General features: G+C 68.3%; 9 protein-coding genes. 4 read left to right on the forward strand and 5 right to left on the reverse strand.

The genetic code is table 11. From position 1 onward, the window contains the following. Positions 1-247 precede the first annotated feature (247 nt). The 3 genes from ACIRFL_RS41990 to ACIRFL_RS42000 are packed head-to-tail and all read right to left on the reverse strand — an operon-like array spanning position 248 to position 4,393. The gene (locus ACIRFL_RS41990) at positions 248-1,630 is read right to left on the reverse strand and encodes an APC family permease (protein WP_404040498.1); all 1,383 of its coding nucleotides are present in this window, start codon (positions 1,628-1,630) and stop codon (positions 248-250) included. Further along, a complete protein-coding gene (locus ACIRFL_RS41995) occupies positions 1,627-2,517 on the reverse strand; it encodes a carbon-nitrogen hydrolase family protein (RefSeq protein ID WP_404040501.1) in 891 nt (296 codons plus the stop codon). Before ACIRFL_RS41995 ends, ACIRFL_RS41990 begins: the two co-directional genes overlap by 4 nt. Positions 2,518-2,575: 58 nt before the next feature. Then, positions 2,576-4,393 (reverse strand): hypothetical protein, encoded by a 1,818-nt coding sequence (locus ACIRFL_RS42000; RefSeq protein ID WP_404040504.1) that lies wholly within the window; start codon positions 4,391-4,393, stop codon positions 2,576-2,578. Between the two features lie 14 nt (positions 4,394-4,407). On the opposite strand from ACIRFL_RS42000, the gene ACIRFL_RS42005 reads away from it, so the two are divergent. After that, positions 4,408-4,980 carry a LysR substrate-binding domain-containing protein gene (locus ACIRFL_RS42005; protein ID WP_404040521.1) on the forward strand — a complete coding sequence of 191 codons (573 nt, stop codon included), beginning with the start codon at positions 4,408-4,410 and terminating at the stop codon, positions 4,978-4,980. 386 nt (positions 4,981-5,366) lie between these two features. Here ACIRFL_RS42005 and ACIRFL_RS42010 read toward each other — a convergent pair whose 3' ends face one another. Continuing rightward, positions 5,367-6,314, reverse strand: a complete 948-nt coding sequence (locus ACIRFL_RS42010; RefSeq protein WP_404040507.1) for a LysR family transcriptional regulator — start codon at positions 6,312-6,314, stop codon at positions 5,367-5,369. 83 nt (positions 6,315-6,397) lie between these two features. Here ACIRFL_RS42010 and ACIRFL_RS42015 point away from each other — a divergent pair, with 83 nt between their 5' ends. After that, on the forward strand, positions 6,398-7,159 hold the full coding sequence (locus ACIRFL_RS42015; RefSeq protein ID WP_404040510.1) for a sulfite exporter TauE/SafE family protein: 762 nt from the start codon (positions 6,398-6,400) through the stop codon (positions 7,157-7,159). A 57-nt stretch (positions 7,160-7,216) separates the two neighbouring features. After that, positions 7,217-7,759 carry a hypothetical protein gene (locus tag ACIRFL_RS42020; protein ID WP_404040512.1) on the forward strand — a complete coding sequence of 181 codons (543 nt, stop codon included), beginning with the start codon at positions 7,217-7,219 and terminating at the stop codon, positions 7,757-7,759. An 878-nt stretch (positions 7,760-8,637) separates the two neighbouring features. Here ACIRFL_RS42020 and ACIRFL_RS42025 read toward each other — a convergent pair. Further along, positions 8,638-15,177 carry an RHS repeat-associated core domain-containing protein gene (locus tag ACIRFL_RS42025; RefSeq protein ID WP_404040515.1) on the reverse strand — a complete coding sequence of 2,180 codons (6,540 nt, stop codon included), beginning with the start codon at positions 15,175-15,177 and terminating at the stop codon, positions 8,638-8,640. A gap of 310 nt (positions 15,178-15,487) precedes the next feature. Here ACIRFL_RS42025 and ACIRFL_RS42030 point away from each other — a divergent pair, with 310 nt between their 5' ends. After that, positions 15,488-16,714, forward strand: a complete 1,227-nt coding sequence (locus ACIRFL_RS42030; RefSeq protein WP_404040518.1) for a phospholipase D-like domain-containing protein — start codon at positions 15,488-15,490, stop codon at positions 16,712-16,714. Positions 16,715-16,884: the final 170 nt, after the last annotated feature.

Genomic DNA, 16,884 nt, shown 5'->3' on the forward strand with positions numbered 1-16,884 from the left:
GCTCGATCAAGGACACTGCTCGTCCGATAAGTCGCTGGGATGCGGCTTGCGTTCGCTCACCCGATCACATCACCAGATCAACAATTGCGGACCGGCAGATTCCGCCCCGCCGCCACACCATCAAGCGACACCATATCCATCCAAAGACCCACGAACCGCCCACACACATGGGCGTTGGGGCGCACCTAGGGCGGTAAGCGGGGGGCGGGGTGCCAGTCGTGATCCAACTCCAGGAGCGGGGCCGGCGTTACACGGTGACGGCATCCGGTGCCGGTTCCTCGGTACCGTCGTCGAAGGTCATCTCCGGCGCGGGCCGCCGGAAGCCCTTCGTGAGGCAGGCCAGGTAGACGACGCCGATCGCCAACCACACGCCGCCGATCCTCAGCGCGACGTCACCGAGCTTGGTGAGCAGGTAGACGGAGACGCCGGCTCCGATCAGCGGCATCACCAGGTACGAGAAGAGGTTCGGGCTGCGGCCCTGCTCGCGCTCGCGGACCAGATGCGCGATCACGCAGACGTTCACCAGGGCGAAGCCGAGGAAGGCGCCGAAGTTGATGAACGAGGTGGCCGTGGTCAGGTCCAGCTTCATCGCGATGACACCGGCGACCGCGGTAAGCAGCAGGCCGAGGACCGGCGTCCCGGTCTTCGCCGACAGCGTGCCGAAGACGGCTTTAGGCAGGACGCCGTCGCGACCCATGACGTACATGAGGCGGGCGGCAGATGCCTGCAGGGCGATACAGGAGGCGATCGACCCGGCGATGGTGACGAAGTTGATGATCTCCGCGTATGTCTCGCCGCCGACCTGGACCTTCAGATGGTAGGCGGCCGCGTCCACGTCGGCGAACTTCGCGCCCGGGTGGACCAGTTGCATCACGAACGACAGCACGACGAAGATCGCACCCGCGGCGACCACGCAGCCGATGATGCCGCGCCCGATCGTCTGTGCCCCTCCCCTGGCCTCCTCGCCGAGCGTGGAGACGGCGTCGAAACCGAGGAAGGAGTAGGCGGCGATGGCGGCGGCTGCGGTGACGGCACCGAGGGAAGTGCCGGAGTTCCAGACGGAGTCGGTGACCGGGGCGGCGGAGCCGTGCTTGCCGAGGAAGACGACACAGAGCGTGGCGAAGAGGATCAGCGAGCCGACCGCGATGAACATCAGGGCTTTGTTGACGCGGTCCGCGAGCTTCATGCCGAAGACGTTGATGCCGGTGGTGAGGCCCACCGAGACGATCAGCCACACCCACTTGGGCACGTCGGGGAACTGCGCGTTGAAGTAGATCGCCGTGATCAGCCAGCCGACCATCGGGATGAAGAAGTAGTCGAGCAGCATCGCCCAGCCGGACAGGAAGCCGATGCGGCTGTCGAGCATCTTGCGAGCGTACGTGTAGACGGAACCGGAGCCCGGGACGGCGCGCGCCATCTTCGCGTACGACAGACCGGTCAGCAGCATCGCCGCGGTGGCGACGGCGAACGCGGTCGGGGCGACGCCGCCGCTGGTGGCGGCCACCACGCCGAACATCGTGACGACGATACCCGGAGAGATGTAGGCCAGGCCGAACAGGATGACGGACAAGAGGCTGAGGTCGCCCTTCAGTCGCGGGTCACCCTGCACTCTCGTGTTGTTCTCACTCATCGCGGGGGCTCCTCAGTGGCGTGGGCGGTGGCGTGGGCGGGGTTCCACGTGGCGGGGTCGATACGGCCCCCGTACAGCGGAAGTTCGAGGGCGGGGTCGCCGGGGCGGAACTGTTCCCAGATCCGGTTGAGCCCGGCGGTGCCGTAGCGGCGGACGTTGCTGACCTCGTCGAGGTCGATCACGTCGGTGAGGGTGGAGTCGCCGTCGTCGACGGTCTCGGTGCGCAGCGTGCCCTGCGGGTCGATGAGGAGGCTGCGGCCGACACCCGAGGGAGCGGCGGAGTTCACACTGGCGACGAAGACCTGGTTCGCGATGGCGTTGGCGCGGTTGAGGACGATCTCCTGCGCGCGATCGCTCGTCGAGGTGCGCACCACGTTGACCATCAACTCGGCGCCCATCCACGCCAGATGGCGGGAGATCTCCGGGAACCAGGAGTCGTAGCAGATGGAGAGCCCGATCCGGCCGACCCCGGGGAGCTCGACGACCTCGAACCGGCTGCCGGGCGTGGTCGTCTCGTACGGGCGCCACGGGCAGATCTTGCGGTACGCGGCGAGGCGTTCGCCCCGCGGTGAGTAGACCGGCGTCGTGTTGTAGACGCGGCCGTCGGTGCCGCGCTCGTAGAGGCTGCCGGGTACCAGCCAGATGTCCAGGTCGCCCGCGAGTTCGGCGAGGACCGCGTCCCGCTTTCCGTCAAGGGGCTCGGTGGCCTCCTCGGGGGCGGCCACGACGCCGGGGCCGCTCTCGCCCAGGTGCAGTTCGGGGTAGACGACGAGGGCGCCCGGCGCGCGCAGTTTCACGCGCCGCTCCACGTCGGCGGCGAAGCCCGCGAGATCGTCGGCCGGGCGGCCGGGCGCCTGGGCGAGGATCAGGGGCAGTGGGCGGGACATGCGGGGGAGCACCAGCCAATCGAGCAAGGAAGGGTACAGATAACGGAGTTGACAGTCGTCAGATGCCGGGAGTGCGCTCGGCGGCCGGGAGCTTGTGCAGCTCGTACACGGGCCAGCCGTAGACGTACTGGAAGGCGTCGGAGAAGTAGTAGTACGTCGCGCCGTTGGGCAGCATCACGATCTCGTTGCCGCTGACGCCGGACATCGACGGCACCCAGAAGTCGGTGCCGTCCGCGTACCCGTACTGGGCGAAGGCCGGGTTGGACGCCTGGTAGTGGGCGGCCCAGGTGCACTGGTTGTAGTGGAGGTGGCTCAGGCCGGAGGAGGCGCACGGCAGGCCCCGGTCGTCGGGGTCGCGCTGCAGGGCCGCGCGCAGCGAGGCGCGGTGCAGGAGCTGTTGCCCGTCTGCCCGGCCGAGGTCCACGTTCAGGAACCGGGAGATCTTCGCGGCGTCGTCGCGTGTGAAGAACAGGCCGTAGCCGCCGATCGGTTGGCCGCTCGGGCTGTTGTCGGTGCGCATGCACTGGGCGCGGAAGCCCGCGCTGAGCCCGGCGGGCCGGTACACCTCGCGGTCCATGAACTCCCACAGGTCGGCGTCGCCGCCCTCCTTGCTCTTCAGGTAGGCGGTGAGCGCGAGGGTGGCGATGTACGTGTCGGAGGTGCGGTAGTTCCAGTACGTGCCCGGCTCGGCGGAGTGCGGCCAGTCGAAGGCGAGTCGGGTCTTGGTGGCTTCTGGCTCGGCACCGATGAATTGGTCCATGCGCGTGCCGTTCTCGTCGGTCTCGTATCCGGCGCTCGTGTAGTTGCCGGTCGCCATGTCGAGCGCGTTGTCGATGGTGACGGCCGACCAGTCGCCCTGCGAGGCGGCGGCCTCGGGAACGTAGTCCTTGATCCGCAGCTTGCCGACGTCCTCGCCGTACTTCTGGGCCAGCCGCAGCCGGGCCAGGTTCGCGAAGGAGGTCTTGGCGAGCGAGTACGAGGCGAGACGCAGCGACTCTGGGAAGGCATGGACGCCGTAGCGGGTCTTCGTCTCGGCGACGTAGTTGACGCCGTCGTAGTAGACGCCGAGGAGGCTGAGGGCGCTCTCGGTGACGCCGCGACCGAAGTTGGAGGTGTCGATCCCGGCGTCGGGGCGGGTGTCAGCGAGCGCGGCGAGGGGTTTCTCCGGGATACGGCGGGCGACCTCGGCGAGGTGTGCGGCGCGGATCCGTGCGGCGTCCGCCACCGGCTTCTCGTTGTACCGGGCCGCGCGGCGCCCCCAGCGGTCGAAGCTCAGCCAGACCGAGATCTCCTGGGTGATCTGGAAGCGGACGTCGCTGACGCAGGCGCCGTCGAAGAGGAAGGTCATGACGCCGTTGAAGGTGTCGTTGGAGTGGCGGTAGCAGAGCGCGAACGGGACGGCGGCACGGTCGGCGCCGGCGTCCCCGTCCTCGTGCCAGATCCGGCCGGGACCGACGATCGCGTTCCACACCGCGTGCCCCGTGCATTGCAGGCCCTGTGTGACCGGCACCAGGTGGCTGCCGGTCTGCACGAAGGTCAGGTCCATCTGGGGCAGCGACTTGAGCGCCGCCACGTACGAGGCCTGCGAGGTCAGCCCCGCGGTGTCCTTGAGGACGGTCCAGTCGCCGCTGGCGTCCTCGGCGGCGAGGGTGAGCGTGCCGGAGAAGGTGTGGTGCGGCCGGGCGGCACCCTTGGGCATGGCGAAGGCCGAGTCGTCGACGGGCGCGGTGGCGTCGCCGTCTCGGAGCTCATCGGCGGTGAGGACGGTACGCTCGGCCGGCTGCCGCGCGCGTGGGGCGGCCCACGCCGGGACGGAGAGGGCCGCCGGAGCCAGAACTGCGGTGGTTCCGAGGAGGGTACGGCGGCTGAGGGCCACGGCGAGCGCCTTTCATCAGTGCGTCGGCCGGGCCCGACGGCCCCCTCACGGACGCGGTCGAGGCGCGCGGCGAGGCCCCCTACGCGGCGCTGGCGCGCGGCGCCGACATGGCGGTCTCCTCCTCTCCCCCGCCCAGCGGCCTGACCACCCGGACGGTGGGCCACCCACCGCTGTGGGTGTACGCGCCCGAGGACCACCCCTGGCACCGGGACACCGGCCGCACGACCGTGGACCTCGCTGAGCTTCTCGCCCAGCCGCTGCTTCTGCTGCCGGTCGCCGAGTACGGCACCCGCCGCATCCTGGACCGCGCCGCGGAGGAAGCGAACCTCGGCTACTCAGAGGTGTTCGAGACGACGACGCCGCCACTCGCGCAGGCCCTGGCCGCTGCCGGACACGGTGTCGCCGTGGCCTCGGAGGACCAGCGACACGCCATCGAGCCGCTGCGCCTGCGCGGCCCGGACGGCTCACCGCTGACGATGACACTCACCGCCGCGTGGGAGCCGACCCACTACGCCGCCGACCATCTGGCCGCGTTCGCGGAAGGGCTGGCCGCGTACTGCGAATCCGCGTACCCGCCCCACCGCTGAGCACTGCCCCGCGTCAGCCACGGTACCTGCGGTGCCGGGCCGCCACGGGCGCCGAGACCGAGGCCGGAGATCGCCACCAGCAACCAGACCACCGTGCCGCGTACCCCCGTGCCGGGCAGTTCCAGACCGGCCGGCCACGGCTGCCAGTGGCCCCGCCCGGCTCCGACACCGTCGCCGCGCATACGTCGTACCGGAGTGCGCGAAGTCAAGCCCTCGGCCAGCCCCTCACGGGAAACCCACCGAGTCGGGCGGATGGCCCACCGAAACGGTGGTCCGGGCCGCGAACGGAGCGATGCCGGTCAGATCGGGCAGCAGCGCCGCGGCATCGGCCGGCTTCGGCTCGCCGTGGCCGAGCAGCGGGTCCGGCTTCGACCCGGACCCGCCGGTCAGCCGTCGTGGAAGGGGCGCCGGCCGGCGGGGTCTTGGTGTGCGGAGGGGGAGAAAGGCTCGGACAGTGCCGCCTGGCGGAGGTGTTCGGCCAGCGCCGCGGCGGCCGGCGAGGTGCGGTCCTTGACGCCCCAGGCCAGCAGATGGTGGCGGCGGGCCCAGGGGTCCTGCAGTTCGCACACGTCGAGCGGCTGGTGGGGGTCGACGGCGCGACGCGGTACGACGGCGAGCCCGGCACCGGCGGCGACGAGGGTGACGAGGACGCCGAGGTTGGCGACGGTGGTGCGGTAGCGCACCACCGGAGCGTGCGGCCCAAGGTGCTTCTCGATCCAGCGGCGCAGCGAGGAATTGGCGTCGAGCCCGACGAGAGGGTGTTCGGCGACCTCGCTGTAGGTCAGCGCGGTCCGTCCGGCGAGGATCCCTCCGGCCTGGCCGATCACGACGAGGGAGTCGTCACCGAGAGGCTCCATGCGCAGGCCGCAGTCGCGGGCCTCGTCGTCGAGGACGACTCCCAGGTCCGCCTCGCCGTCGGCGAGCATCCGCACGGTCCAAGGAGTGCGGCTCTCGGACACCGTCACGTCGACGTCCGGGTGCACACGGAGGAACGAGACCAGGGCCCGTGGCACGAGCCGGTGCATCGCGGAGCCGCCCCCCAGCAGGGTCAGCGGAGCGGTCGGGGACCGGGTGTAGCTCGCGACGGCGCTTTCGAGCCGCGCGGTCCGGTCGAGCACGTCGCGTGCGTGGCGGGCCAGGGTCGTCCCCGCCGGCGTGGGCCGCACGCCCCGCCGGCCGCGGATCAGCAGCGTCACTCCGGCATGGTGCTCCAGCGAGCGCACCCTGGCGCTGGCCGAGGGCAGACTCAGGTGCATCCGGTGAGCGCCCGCCGTGATCGACCCCTCCGTCACGATGTGGAGAAAGAGCCGCAGGTCGTCCAAGTCATAGCGCACCCTCCTAGCCTAAGGTTCAGCCTTAGGCTGAGTACACCGATTACGCATTGCGGGCCCGCTGGTCACGGAGCGATGCTCGGCGTGTGTCCGAGCTATTTCTCGTCCTGCTGGCCGGTGTTGCCGCCGGAGTACTGAACGCCGTGGGCGGCGGCGGCACGTTCGTGGCGCTGCCCGCACTCGTCGCGTTCGGCCTGTCACCGGTGACGGCAAACACATTGTCGCGGATCGCCCTCGTGCCCGGGGCCGTGACCAGCGCATGGGTGTACCGACGTGAACTCACCCCGGTCGGGGCGACGTCCACGAAGGCACTGACCGCAATCAGCGTGATCGGTGGCGGAGTCGGTGCCGGCCTGCTACTGGCACTGCCGGCATCGTCGTTCGACGCCGCGGCGCCATGGCTGCTAGCCTTTGCCACGGTGATCCTCGCCTGCGGACGCCGCCTCTCCCAGTTGTTGAGCAGTGCGCTGGGCCGCTCGGTCCACATGAGTCCCCGAGCTGTCCTGATCGGACAGTTCTTCCTCGCCGTGTACGGCGGATACTTCGGTGGAGCCGTAGGCATCATGATGCTGGCTCTGTGGAGCATCGGCCTCGGCCTCGATGCAGCAGTCAGCAACCCGATGCGGATCGCGCAGCTCGCGGCCGTCTATCTCAGCGCGACCGCTCTGTTCCTGGTCGCCTCGGACGCACTGAGTGCTCCGCCTCTTCTCACGACCATGCTGATCGGCGCCGTGGTCGGCGGCTTCGCAGGCGCCCATCTCGCTCGCCGCCTCCCCGCCTGGCTGCTGCGGGGCGTCCTCCTGACCACCGCCGTGACCATGACCGTCCTGTATTTCCTGCGCGGCTGACCCTGCGGGGAAGCCGTGCTTGCTCATCCCCATCGTCGGGAGCTGAGGCTGACTGACATGACCGAAGGTGACACGGGAGCCACTGCACCGTACACGGATGCGGCCCGAGCGAGGCTGGTGATGGCCTACGAGGCATGCGAACTGGCCGAACTCGCACGTGCAGCCGTCCCGATCGGTGAGCAGGAGCTGAACCCCGACGGCACCAACCGTTCGCCGGGCACCGTACTGGCCGACGCAGCCCGAGTGCTCGCGGCCGCACAGCGGTTCTTCGAGGCCGCGGCCGTGTTCGAGCGGATGGGCGGTGCCGACTGGCAGCTCGTCGGCGACGTCCTGCAGGTGTCCGCGCATACCGCGCGGGTGCGCTTCGCGATGGCCGAGGCCGTCTTCCGGGAACTGCTCTGTCCCGAAGGGGCCGACGCCGCCGGTGAGGTGAGTCGGTTGCGCGCCTATATGGCCAGGGAACCGCTGGAAGTGGCCCTCGACCTCGACGACTGGGTACTGCGTCACGAGGACGGTGACAGCGGCCTGGGCACCACGCCCGTCTCCGGCGGTCTGGTCCGAACGGACCGACGAGGACGGATCGAGAAGCACTCCTCCTGACTCACTGGAAGGGAAGACGAGACGTGGACGCATCGTCATCCGACGTGGTTCGTAAGGTGATGCCCGTTTCTGGCTGAGGTGGGAGCACGGACGCTGGGGAGGCTCTGTCGGCTATTCCGCAACCAGATGACCGTCAAGGACTTCGAACAGCTCCCCGACCCGCGTCCCGTGCTGCGCACGGTTCACGTCCCGTCGCTGATCCTGCGCGGCCAGTGCGACTTCGTCAAAGCCGAGGTCACTCAGGAGTACCGCCAGACCCTGCCGGACGTGCGGCTGGTCCGTGTCCTGGGCGCGGGGCACGCCATTGCGCCTGTGCACCGCGCTCCTGCGGGCCTTCCTGCTGGACAAGCCCCTCCCGGCGCCGGAAAGTCCCGACCCGCGGGCACGCGTGGCACGACGCGAGTCGGTGGTGGTGAGAGTCGGCGGCTGCTATCCCTTCCGCGTGAACGAGCAGGTGTGATCCTCTTCCTCGAACCGCATCCCGGTGAGGGCACCGTCGGGCGATCGGGTGAAAAGGAGCGAGAAGAGGGTCCTGTCGTATTTCAGGTCGAGGGAAGGGGGCGGGGCGCCCTTCCCTCCGCGATACAGGTACCACCGGCCGCTCCCGCTGAGCCGCCGCTCGTCGTGTGGTCCCTCACCTGACGGGAATTCGGCGAACGTGAAGTGACCGTTCCTCGCCACATCGAGCGTGGCGCCGCAGTCACCCCTCCAGTGGCCGATCACGGCCGAGGACGAAACAGGTGCCAGACGTTCCTCCTGGCCGGCGCACCCGGTGACCGACCCGAGCAGGGTCGTGCACGCCACCGCCGCGACGGTCCATCTCATGGACACCTGTCTCGTCCTCCTTCACTCACTCGTTGCTGTCGGTGCTGTCCGGGCTAGAAGAAGAAACTGAACAGCCAGAGGGTAAGCGTGACTGCCCAGGACAGGTAGCCACCGCCACCGCCACCGCCACCGCCGCCTCCGTGGCCGCCACCCCCGCCGGAACTGGAGGGTCCGTAGTGGATGGTCTCCGTCCAGGTGATCGTCTGGGTCCTCTTGGACATCACTCCCTTTTTGAACAGCTCGTTGTCGAGCGGATCACCGATGTTCTTGGCCCACCATGTGCCGTAGCCGATACCGCCGAGGTGGGTGGCGGAGTTGATCGTACTTTCGTTCTTCACGGTGAAGCGGACGCGGGCCGTGCCCTCCGCCTTATCGATAGAGGTCACCTTGTACTTGAGCTTGTACGAGCCAAGGAAGGCTGCCGAGAGGTTGCTGGTGAAGTCACTGTAGAGCTTGCCGATGCTGTCCGAGATCGGACCGCCCAGGCTGTAGTTGTTGAACCCGGAGTCTCCGGCCTGCAATTTGCCGGAGCGCAGGTCCTGAGCGATCTTGGTTCGCGTCGCCTTCACATGCGCGTGCGACTTGAGTGTCTTGGTGAAGCGGCTGTTGCCCGTCAGATCACGGTGGCGTGGGCCGGTGTCGGTGGCCCATTCCCAGCCGATGCGCAGGGCGTTGGGGTCGTCTGGGGGCCCGAAGATGAAGTTGGCGATCGGGTCGGGCACGTCGACCAGGCGGTCCACGATCTTCAGGCCGTTGCCCACGCCGTGCCCCACGGTGTCGACCGCTGCCACCCACGTGGTGGCGAAGACTGCCTTGCCGGTGCTCTTGACGTCGTCCGTGAAGTCGTCCCAGGAGTACAGGCCGGTCGAGTCGGTGAGGTTGACGGGGTTGTTGCGGGCGTAGCTGTACAGGTTGAGGGTCTGGGGCTGCTCCGGTGTGGTCACCGGGTCGGTGCTGAGGAACCGGCCGAGGCTCGGGTCGTAGACGCGTGCCCCCATCAGGGACAGCCCGGTGCTGTCGTCCTCCGCCTTGCCGACGAAACCGCGGTCCGTCTCAGCCGGCAGGTTCGCCGTGGTCCCGCGCTGCTTGCCGAAGGGAGTGGTGCGCCGTCGGACCAGGACGCCGCCGACCGCTGTGATCATCAGCTGCGTGGAGGCCTGACCGTCGGAGAGCAGCCAGGTGAGCTTGCCGTTCGGGTCGGAGTCGGTGGCGGTGCGCATGGCGACGCTGCTGCCGTCCACGGCGTAGTACCGCGTCGCGCGGGTCTTGTCGGTGCGGTGGAGTTCGGTTCCCTCCAGGTAGAGGACCTTCTCCTTCGGTGTGTTGCGGACGACGGGGTTGCCGTCGGCGTCGTAGACGTAGGTGGAGACCTCGTTCCCGCTCGTCTTCTGCTGCGTCACCTTGGTGAGGTTCCCCCTCGCGTCCCAGTCCAGGACGGAGGAGACGGAGCCGACGGTGCGACCGGTCATCTGCCCGGCGTCGTTGTAGCTGTAGGTGTCGGTGCCGCCGTTGCTGCGCGTCACGCCGGTGACGGCGTGCGGGCGGGCCTGGTCGGGGGTGTAGGTCGATTCGTCGGCGCTGTAGCCGGGGTACTTGTAGTCGCTCGTGACGGCGGCTGCCGAGGCGGACGCCTTGTCGGTGACGGACTGGATGTTGCCCATCCGGTCGTACGTGTAGCTGCTCTGGTAGGGGTCGGGACCGGCGAAGTCCGACGTCGGTGTGCCGGTGCAGGTGGTGGAGGCGGTGGTCCAGGCCCCGGTGATCCTGCGTAGTTCGTCGTAGGTGAAGCACTGTTGCTGGCTGTCGGTCCCTTCCCGCAGGGCGGTGACCTGTCCACCGTTGTTGCGGGTGTAGCTGTCGTTCTGGACCGTCTTCGTGGCGCCGCCGGCGGTGGTCTCGGTGGTGATGTTCTTCAGCCAGCCGGAGCCGTTCGCGTCCTCGTACCCGAAGCGGCGCACGACGCTGGTGTCGGTCCCCGTGGTGCCCAGGCTCCGTGAGGTCAGACGGCCGATGTTGTCGTAGCCGACGTCGGCGACGTACGTGGCGAGCGGGCTGGCGACCTTGGTGGCCCGTCCGTCCTTGTAGGTCGTGGTGACGGTCTCGGCCGGCAGGCCGCCGAGCGCCGGGTAGTCCACCGCGGTGACGTGGTCGGCCAGGTCGTAGTGGTACTTCGTCTGGTAGGAGTCCGCGAGTCCGGACCCGTCGTCGGGCATCACGAAGGTCTTGGCGGTCGCCCGCCCGCGCACGTCGTATCCGTCGATCCTGGACGTGTACGGCTTGCCCGCGCCGTAGCTCGTCGCGGTGGCGAGCAGGCCCTTGCCCTGAGCGGCGGTGTCGTAGCTCTTCTCCGTCAGCACGCTTGCGCCCTGCTTGACGGTGGTGGGGCGGTTCAGGGTGTCGTAGTCGTAGGTGAGGGTGATGTTGCGCTGGTCGGTGACGGTCTGGATCTGCCCGTTGGCGTCGAAACCGGTGGTGGTCCTGCCGGTGTCCGGTTCTTCGCTGAGGACCCGCTCACCGGCCCAGTCGTAGGCGTAGTGGCTGGTGTTGCCCGCCGCGTCGTGGACGTACTTCAGCTGGCCCTTGCGGGTGTACTCGTATGTGGTGGTGAACTGCTGGGCACCGAGGTTCTCCACCACCTTGCTGGTGAGGCCGAAGGCGTCCCGGACCGTCTTGGTCGGACTGCCGACCGGCGGGAACACGGTCACTTCGTCGGCACCCTGGTACTGGGTGACCGTCTTGCCGGAAGCCTGGACCACGCCCTTGGCCTGGATCTGGGAGAGGATGGTGCGTCCCGCCCAGTCGCTCTTGAGGTCGGTGTAGGAGGGGATGGCGGCGACGGCGGGGTTGACCAGACCGGAGCCGGCGGTCCCACTGTTGTAGAACACGGCGGAGGTGCCGGCCACGTTGCCCGAGGAGTCGTAGCGGGTGACCTGGACGTCCCGTCCGGTTCCTTCGGGGGCGACGGTCTGCGTCTCGCGCTCGCGGCCGAGCCCGTCACTGTAGGAGTAGGACGCCAGGTAGGTCGTGCCCGACTGCAGCACGCGGGTCGTGGTGCGCACGGGGTCGCCGGTGGCCACCCGCGGCACACCGGTGTCCGACGATGCCACCGGAACCTGGTAGTCGAAGGTCATCGAGGCCGTTCCGTCGGGATAGTTCGCCGTCTCGGTGGGCTTGAAGACCTTCGACAGCCGTCCCACGGCGTCGTAGACGAGCTGGGTGGTGTTGCCGTTGGCGTCCACCGTCTTCCACGCCTGGCCCCAGAAACGCGACAGGTAGCGCGTCGTGGTCAGGGGGACGCCGGGGCCGGAACCGTCGGGGTCGGGGGTCGTGGTGGTGATCCCGTCCACCGGCCAGGAGGTCTGCGGCCTATAGGCGATCATGGTGGCCTGGTTCTTGCCGTCCCACGTCCTGGTCTGCCGGCCCGCCGCGTCGTACTGGGCCCTCATGGTGTGCCAGGCGGTCTCCGAGGTGTACGTGCGCACCTCGGTCACGTTGCCGTCAACCAGCGCTCTGTCGTTCTCGGCGAAGGACAGGGCCCCGTCGTAGAACGTGGTCACCCGCTTGTCCATGTGGGCTGCGGGGGCGCCGGCGGTCTCGTCGTCCGCCACGGTGCTGCAGGAGACGCTGTAGTGGCGCTCGTCGTCCTGGTACACCATCCAGCGCTTGGCGCCGTCGTCGGCGTCGGTCAGGTCGTCGGTGTTGTAGGCGCGTCCGTACTCGGTGCAGCTGTTGTCCGAGACGTTGGTCTCGCCCCAGTCGTCGACGCGCATCGGCAGGCCGAAGACGGTGGATGCCTTCTCGGCGTCGTCGTACTCGGTCTCGACGATGTGCTCGCGCCAGCCGGAGCCGTCGGCGGAGTTGGTGACCTTCTCCAGGGTGCGGACCTTGTCCTCGCGCACCATCCGGGCGTCGGGCAGGCCCGTGTACTGGGCCGTGTTGTGGGCCCAGTACTCGTGCCACTCCCGTTCCTGGGAGTCACCGTTGTGGTCGCGGCTGGAGGTCTCCAAGGTCTGTCCGGCCAGCCATGCGCTGTCGGTCCACTCTTTCGCGTCAGAGTCGGCGACCTTGACGCTCGCGGTCTTGGAGGCGTCGGTCTTGGAGGTCCGGCCGCCGTTCAGGCCGCGATAGAGCCAGTGGTAGGTGGAGTGCTTGTTCTCGTTGGCACCCGTCGTGACAAGCACCTTGCCGTAACCGCGCCAGTCCGACCACGTCTCGTCGTCGTCATCGACCAGGGGGTCGTCGGTGTAGCGCCAGCCGGGGGCTCCGTCGTACTCATAGTCGGTGATCATGGGCGGGGCGCCGTCGTTGGCCTTGCCCGGGTCCACCTGGACGCGCTTGGTGACGAACTTCTTGAACCAGCCGGTGCGTTCGGCATCCGCGCCTTCCGGGACCCACTTCTGCCAGAAGCACTCGTAGTGGTTGTCCGACTCGGAGGGCGCACCCCCTTCAGGGCAGGTACGGTCGACGGTGCCGCCTTCGTCGGTGGCGTGGCCGTACGTGGCGGTCACGGTGGAACCGGCGTCGGTGAAGATCTTGTTGACGCGCCGGAAGTTGAGCTCCCCGCTGCCGACCTTGTTGTCCTGCCACTCACCGTTGAAGTTGATGGTCGGCATGTCGATGTCATCCCCGGCGTAGCCGCGGCGCTGGATGTAGTCCAGCCAGAGCTGGTCGCCCACCGAGCCCGACGGGTTCATCAGGGCGTACTTGAACTGGTACTGCTTGACCAGGTCCCAGCCAGAGGTGTTGGTGTCGCGGACGTGGACGGTGATGTCCCACAGCATGTCGCGCTGGAAGAACGTGGGGTAGTACGTCTTGCCGGCGCAGGTCTCGCCGTCCTCCGGGCCGTCACAGATCAGGTCGACGGGCACGTCCGGGTAGGACGCGGGCTTGGCGTCGATGGTGGGACAGTCGGGGGCGACGTTGTTGAGCGGGTCCTTCTCCGTCATGCGCTCGACACAGCGGTTGACATGCTGGAAGTCGATCATGGCGGGCAACTGCGCGCCGGGGATCTGCGAGGACCAGCCGTAGTCGATCCGGGAGAGGTAGGACCCGGCGTCGTAGCCGCGCGCCTTGTCCGCCGCGGCGACCGAACGGTAGTGGTTCGTCTCCTTGTTGTAGAAGTAGGAGTTCTCCACCTCGTTGGAGGTGACGACACGGTCGAGGCTCCAGCGCCAGGCCTGCTTGCAGGGCTCGGGGTAGGAGGCGTGGCAGGGCTCGCCCTCGTCGTCGCCGATGACCGGGACGGTGAGCACGGAATTGGTCTTCTCCCGCACGTTGTCCAGGTTCAGGCGCTCGGTACGGCCCCAGCCGAAGTAGTAGCGGGTGCCGTCCTGCTTGGTGACGACCCAGTACTCGTCGGTGTTGTCCGACCCGTAGCCGCCGTTGAGCTTCTGCACCCGCCAGCCGGGATCGTCCTTGACACGGAATGACCCGGTGCCGGTGCCGTCCTGGATGAGTTCCGAGGTGACACCGTCCAACTGGATCGTGTAGACGGCTCCGTTGGGATCCGAGGTGGAGTTGGGCGAGTCCCAGCACAGGTCACCAAAGGTCTTGTGGCCGTCGTCGGCACAGTTGATGTACCGGCGTTCGATGGCGCCCACGTTGAGGTCCCAGCCCATACCGACCCATGAGGCCTGGTTGTTGGAGGCCGAGGTGCGGCCGTCCACGCTCTGGGAGTTGTACGACAGGGACAGCTCCGGCGCCATGCCCATGGGAGGCTGCGGCACCTCGATGGGCACGGAGTAGGTGAATGCGCCGGAGGACAGGGCGACGTCCCACTTGCCCGACGGTTTGACCGCGGTCGCGCGATAGTCACCCGCGTCCGACGACGAACCCGAGACGAGCGCGTAAACCGCGGGAGCCACCGCAAGGGAGCGGCCGGTGACCGCGTCCGGGAGCTTTGGGGAGCGGGGCGTCGCCGCGTCCGGGGCCGCCTGCACCGGCGCGGTCAGCTTCCCGGACCGCACGTCGTTGCGCTGCCCCGGGACGGTCCGGGCCATGCCGCACGCCTTCTTGTGCGGGGTGGTCACGGCACAGGCCGGATACTGGACCAGGCGCAGACGCGAGGCGAAGTCGCCACCGTAGGCGTGCGCGAAGCCCGAGTAGTCCAGGGTCGCGTTGACGGTACCGACGGACGGAACACCGTCCTTCCGCGTCACCTTCAGCCCCATGCCGACGCCGCCCACGGGCGCCACGGCCTTGCGGTCCAGGACCTCCACCCGGACCGAGGCCGGTGAGGTGTCGATGGGTCCGACGATCTTCTTCGGCACCGCCGTGGCCGCGGCGCCGATGGACACCACGGAGGGATTGTCGGCCGGTTCCGCCCCTGACGCCCCGTTGGTGATCATCGCCCGGGGCGCCGAGCCGACCGCGGGGACGTCGAGCGTCGCCGACTGCGATCGCGGCCAAGTCACCTTCGGGGCCCTGGCCATGCCCGGCTCCACGGGCTGCGACAGCGCCTGCCCCGTCGAACGGCCCGGAACGCTGGGCTGGCGCTCCGCAGCGATGGCCACGACGGGTGCCAGTACGACGGACGAGGCCATCCCCACCAGCAGTACCTTGACCGTCGTCAGAGCGACGGCTTTACGTCTCACACTCACAAGCCCCCCACATGTCGACGTAGACATGCCAAGATACTCGCTGTTTACTCGAAGATGATGTGAACTTGACAAAACTGCGGCAGACCGCACGCGTGCGAATGGGGGCGGTCGAGGTCAACTCCGCAATAAGGGCGCGATTTCGAGGGGTACGGTGAGGGCTGTCGCGCAGCCGCGATCTCTGTCATGAACAGCCGTCCCGAGGGTGTGAGGACGGCGTGCTCACCAACACGGGAGGGGACCCATGCGTCCTGGTGCACGCGGGAGAATCGCAGCCGAGGCCATCGCTACGGCTGCATCACTGCTGATGGTCGGGCTGTCACCGGCAACGGCCGCGGGAGCCGAGACCGGCGCAGCACCGGCCGCCACCGTCGAACAATCCGGCCCCATCTTCAACAACCCGATCGGAACGACGGCGGAGCAGAACGCCATCCGCGCCAAGATCCTGGCGTACGTCGGATCGGCCCCGGCGGATTCGTCGATCAAGGTCGCGTTGTACCACCTGTGGGACCAGGAGGTGGCGCAGGCTCTCGCCGACGCGCGCCAGCGAGGCGTCCACGTGCAGATGGTGCTGGACGAATCCACCGTCAGTTCCCGTCCCAGCGACGTCAGTTACGGCATCCTGCGGGACGCCCTTGGCACCGACACCACACAGGGATCCTTCGTCACCCTGTGTCCCGAGGGCAAGTCCTGCCTCGGCCGTCCGGAGTTCGGGGCGTCCATCAACCACAACAAGTTCTGGTTGTTCTCGCAGGTCGACGGGGCATCGGACGTCGTGCTGCAGACCTCCTCCAACATGTCGCCCTCGGCGTACAGCGCGTTCTGGAACGACGCCTATGTCGTCGCCTACAACACCGGGATCCACAATGCCTACAGCGGCTACTTCTCCGCCCTCGTCGGCAAGGACTGGGAGAACTGGCGCTACACCTCCAGTGCCTGGAGCCCGTACAAGGCCTACTTCTTTCCGTACTACCCGGGCACCGGCAACACCACCGACACCATCTGGAACACCCTCGACAACGTCACCTGCACCTACACCCAGGACGGCGCGACCAAGCACACCAAGGTCAGGGTCGCCATGTTCAAGTTCACCCGGCAGGGTGTGGCCGACAAGCTGGTCGAGCTGAAGAAGGCCGGATGCTCGGTAGAACTCGTGTACACGTCCACGGACAGCAAGGACAGCAGCGGATCCGCCGGCACCTGGGAGACGCTCCACTCGGTCTCCGGTCTCTCGCCGATCTGCTACTACGACGACCACGACAACAATCCCGCCACCGCCGCCCGCATCGTGCATAGCAAATACCTGCTGATCGATGGCAAGTACGACGGCGCGGTGAACAAGGTCCTCTGGACGGGCAGCCACAACTACAGCGGTCCGGCGCTGCGGGAGAACGATGAGGCACTGCTCAAGGTCGACGACTCGGCCGCGCACGACGCCTACGTGGCCAACTTCAACACCGTCAAGGCGGCGGCCAAGCCGGGCGTCAACGACAACACCCCGGCCTGCAAGGGCGTCGTCAGCCAGCCGGAATAGGCCGACTGCGGGTCAGGACGGCAAGGATCGGCGCGGGCCCTCCATCGCCTCGGCCTGCTCCACGAGGCGGGTCACCGGGACCTGTCCCCGAGTGGTGGACACCTCTGAGCCCGGCCCCGGCAGGGGCCGGGCAGGAGGGATCTCTTATGGTGATGAAGGTCTACTCGCCC

It is taken from the genome of Streptomyces sp. NPDC102462 (genome assembly GCF_044765425.1).
Classification (GTDB): Bacteria; Actinomycetota; Actinomycetes; order Streptomycetales; family Streptomycetaceae; genus Streptomyces.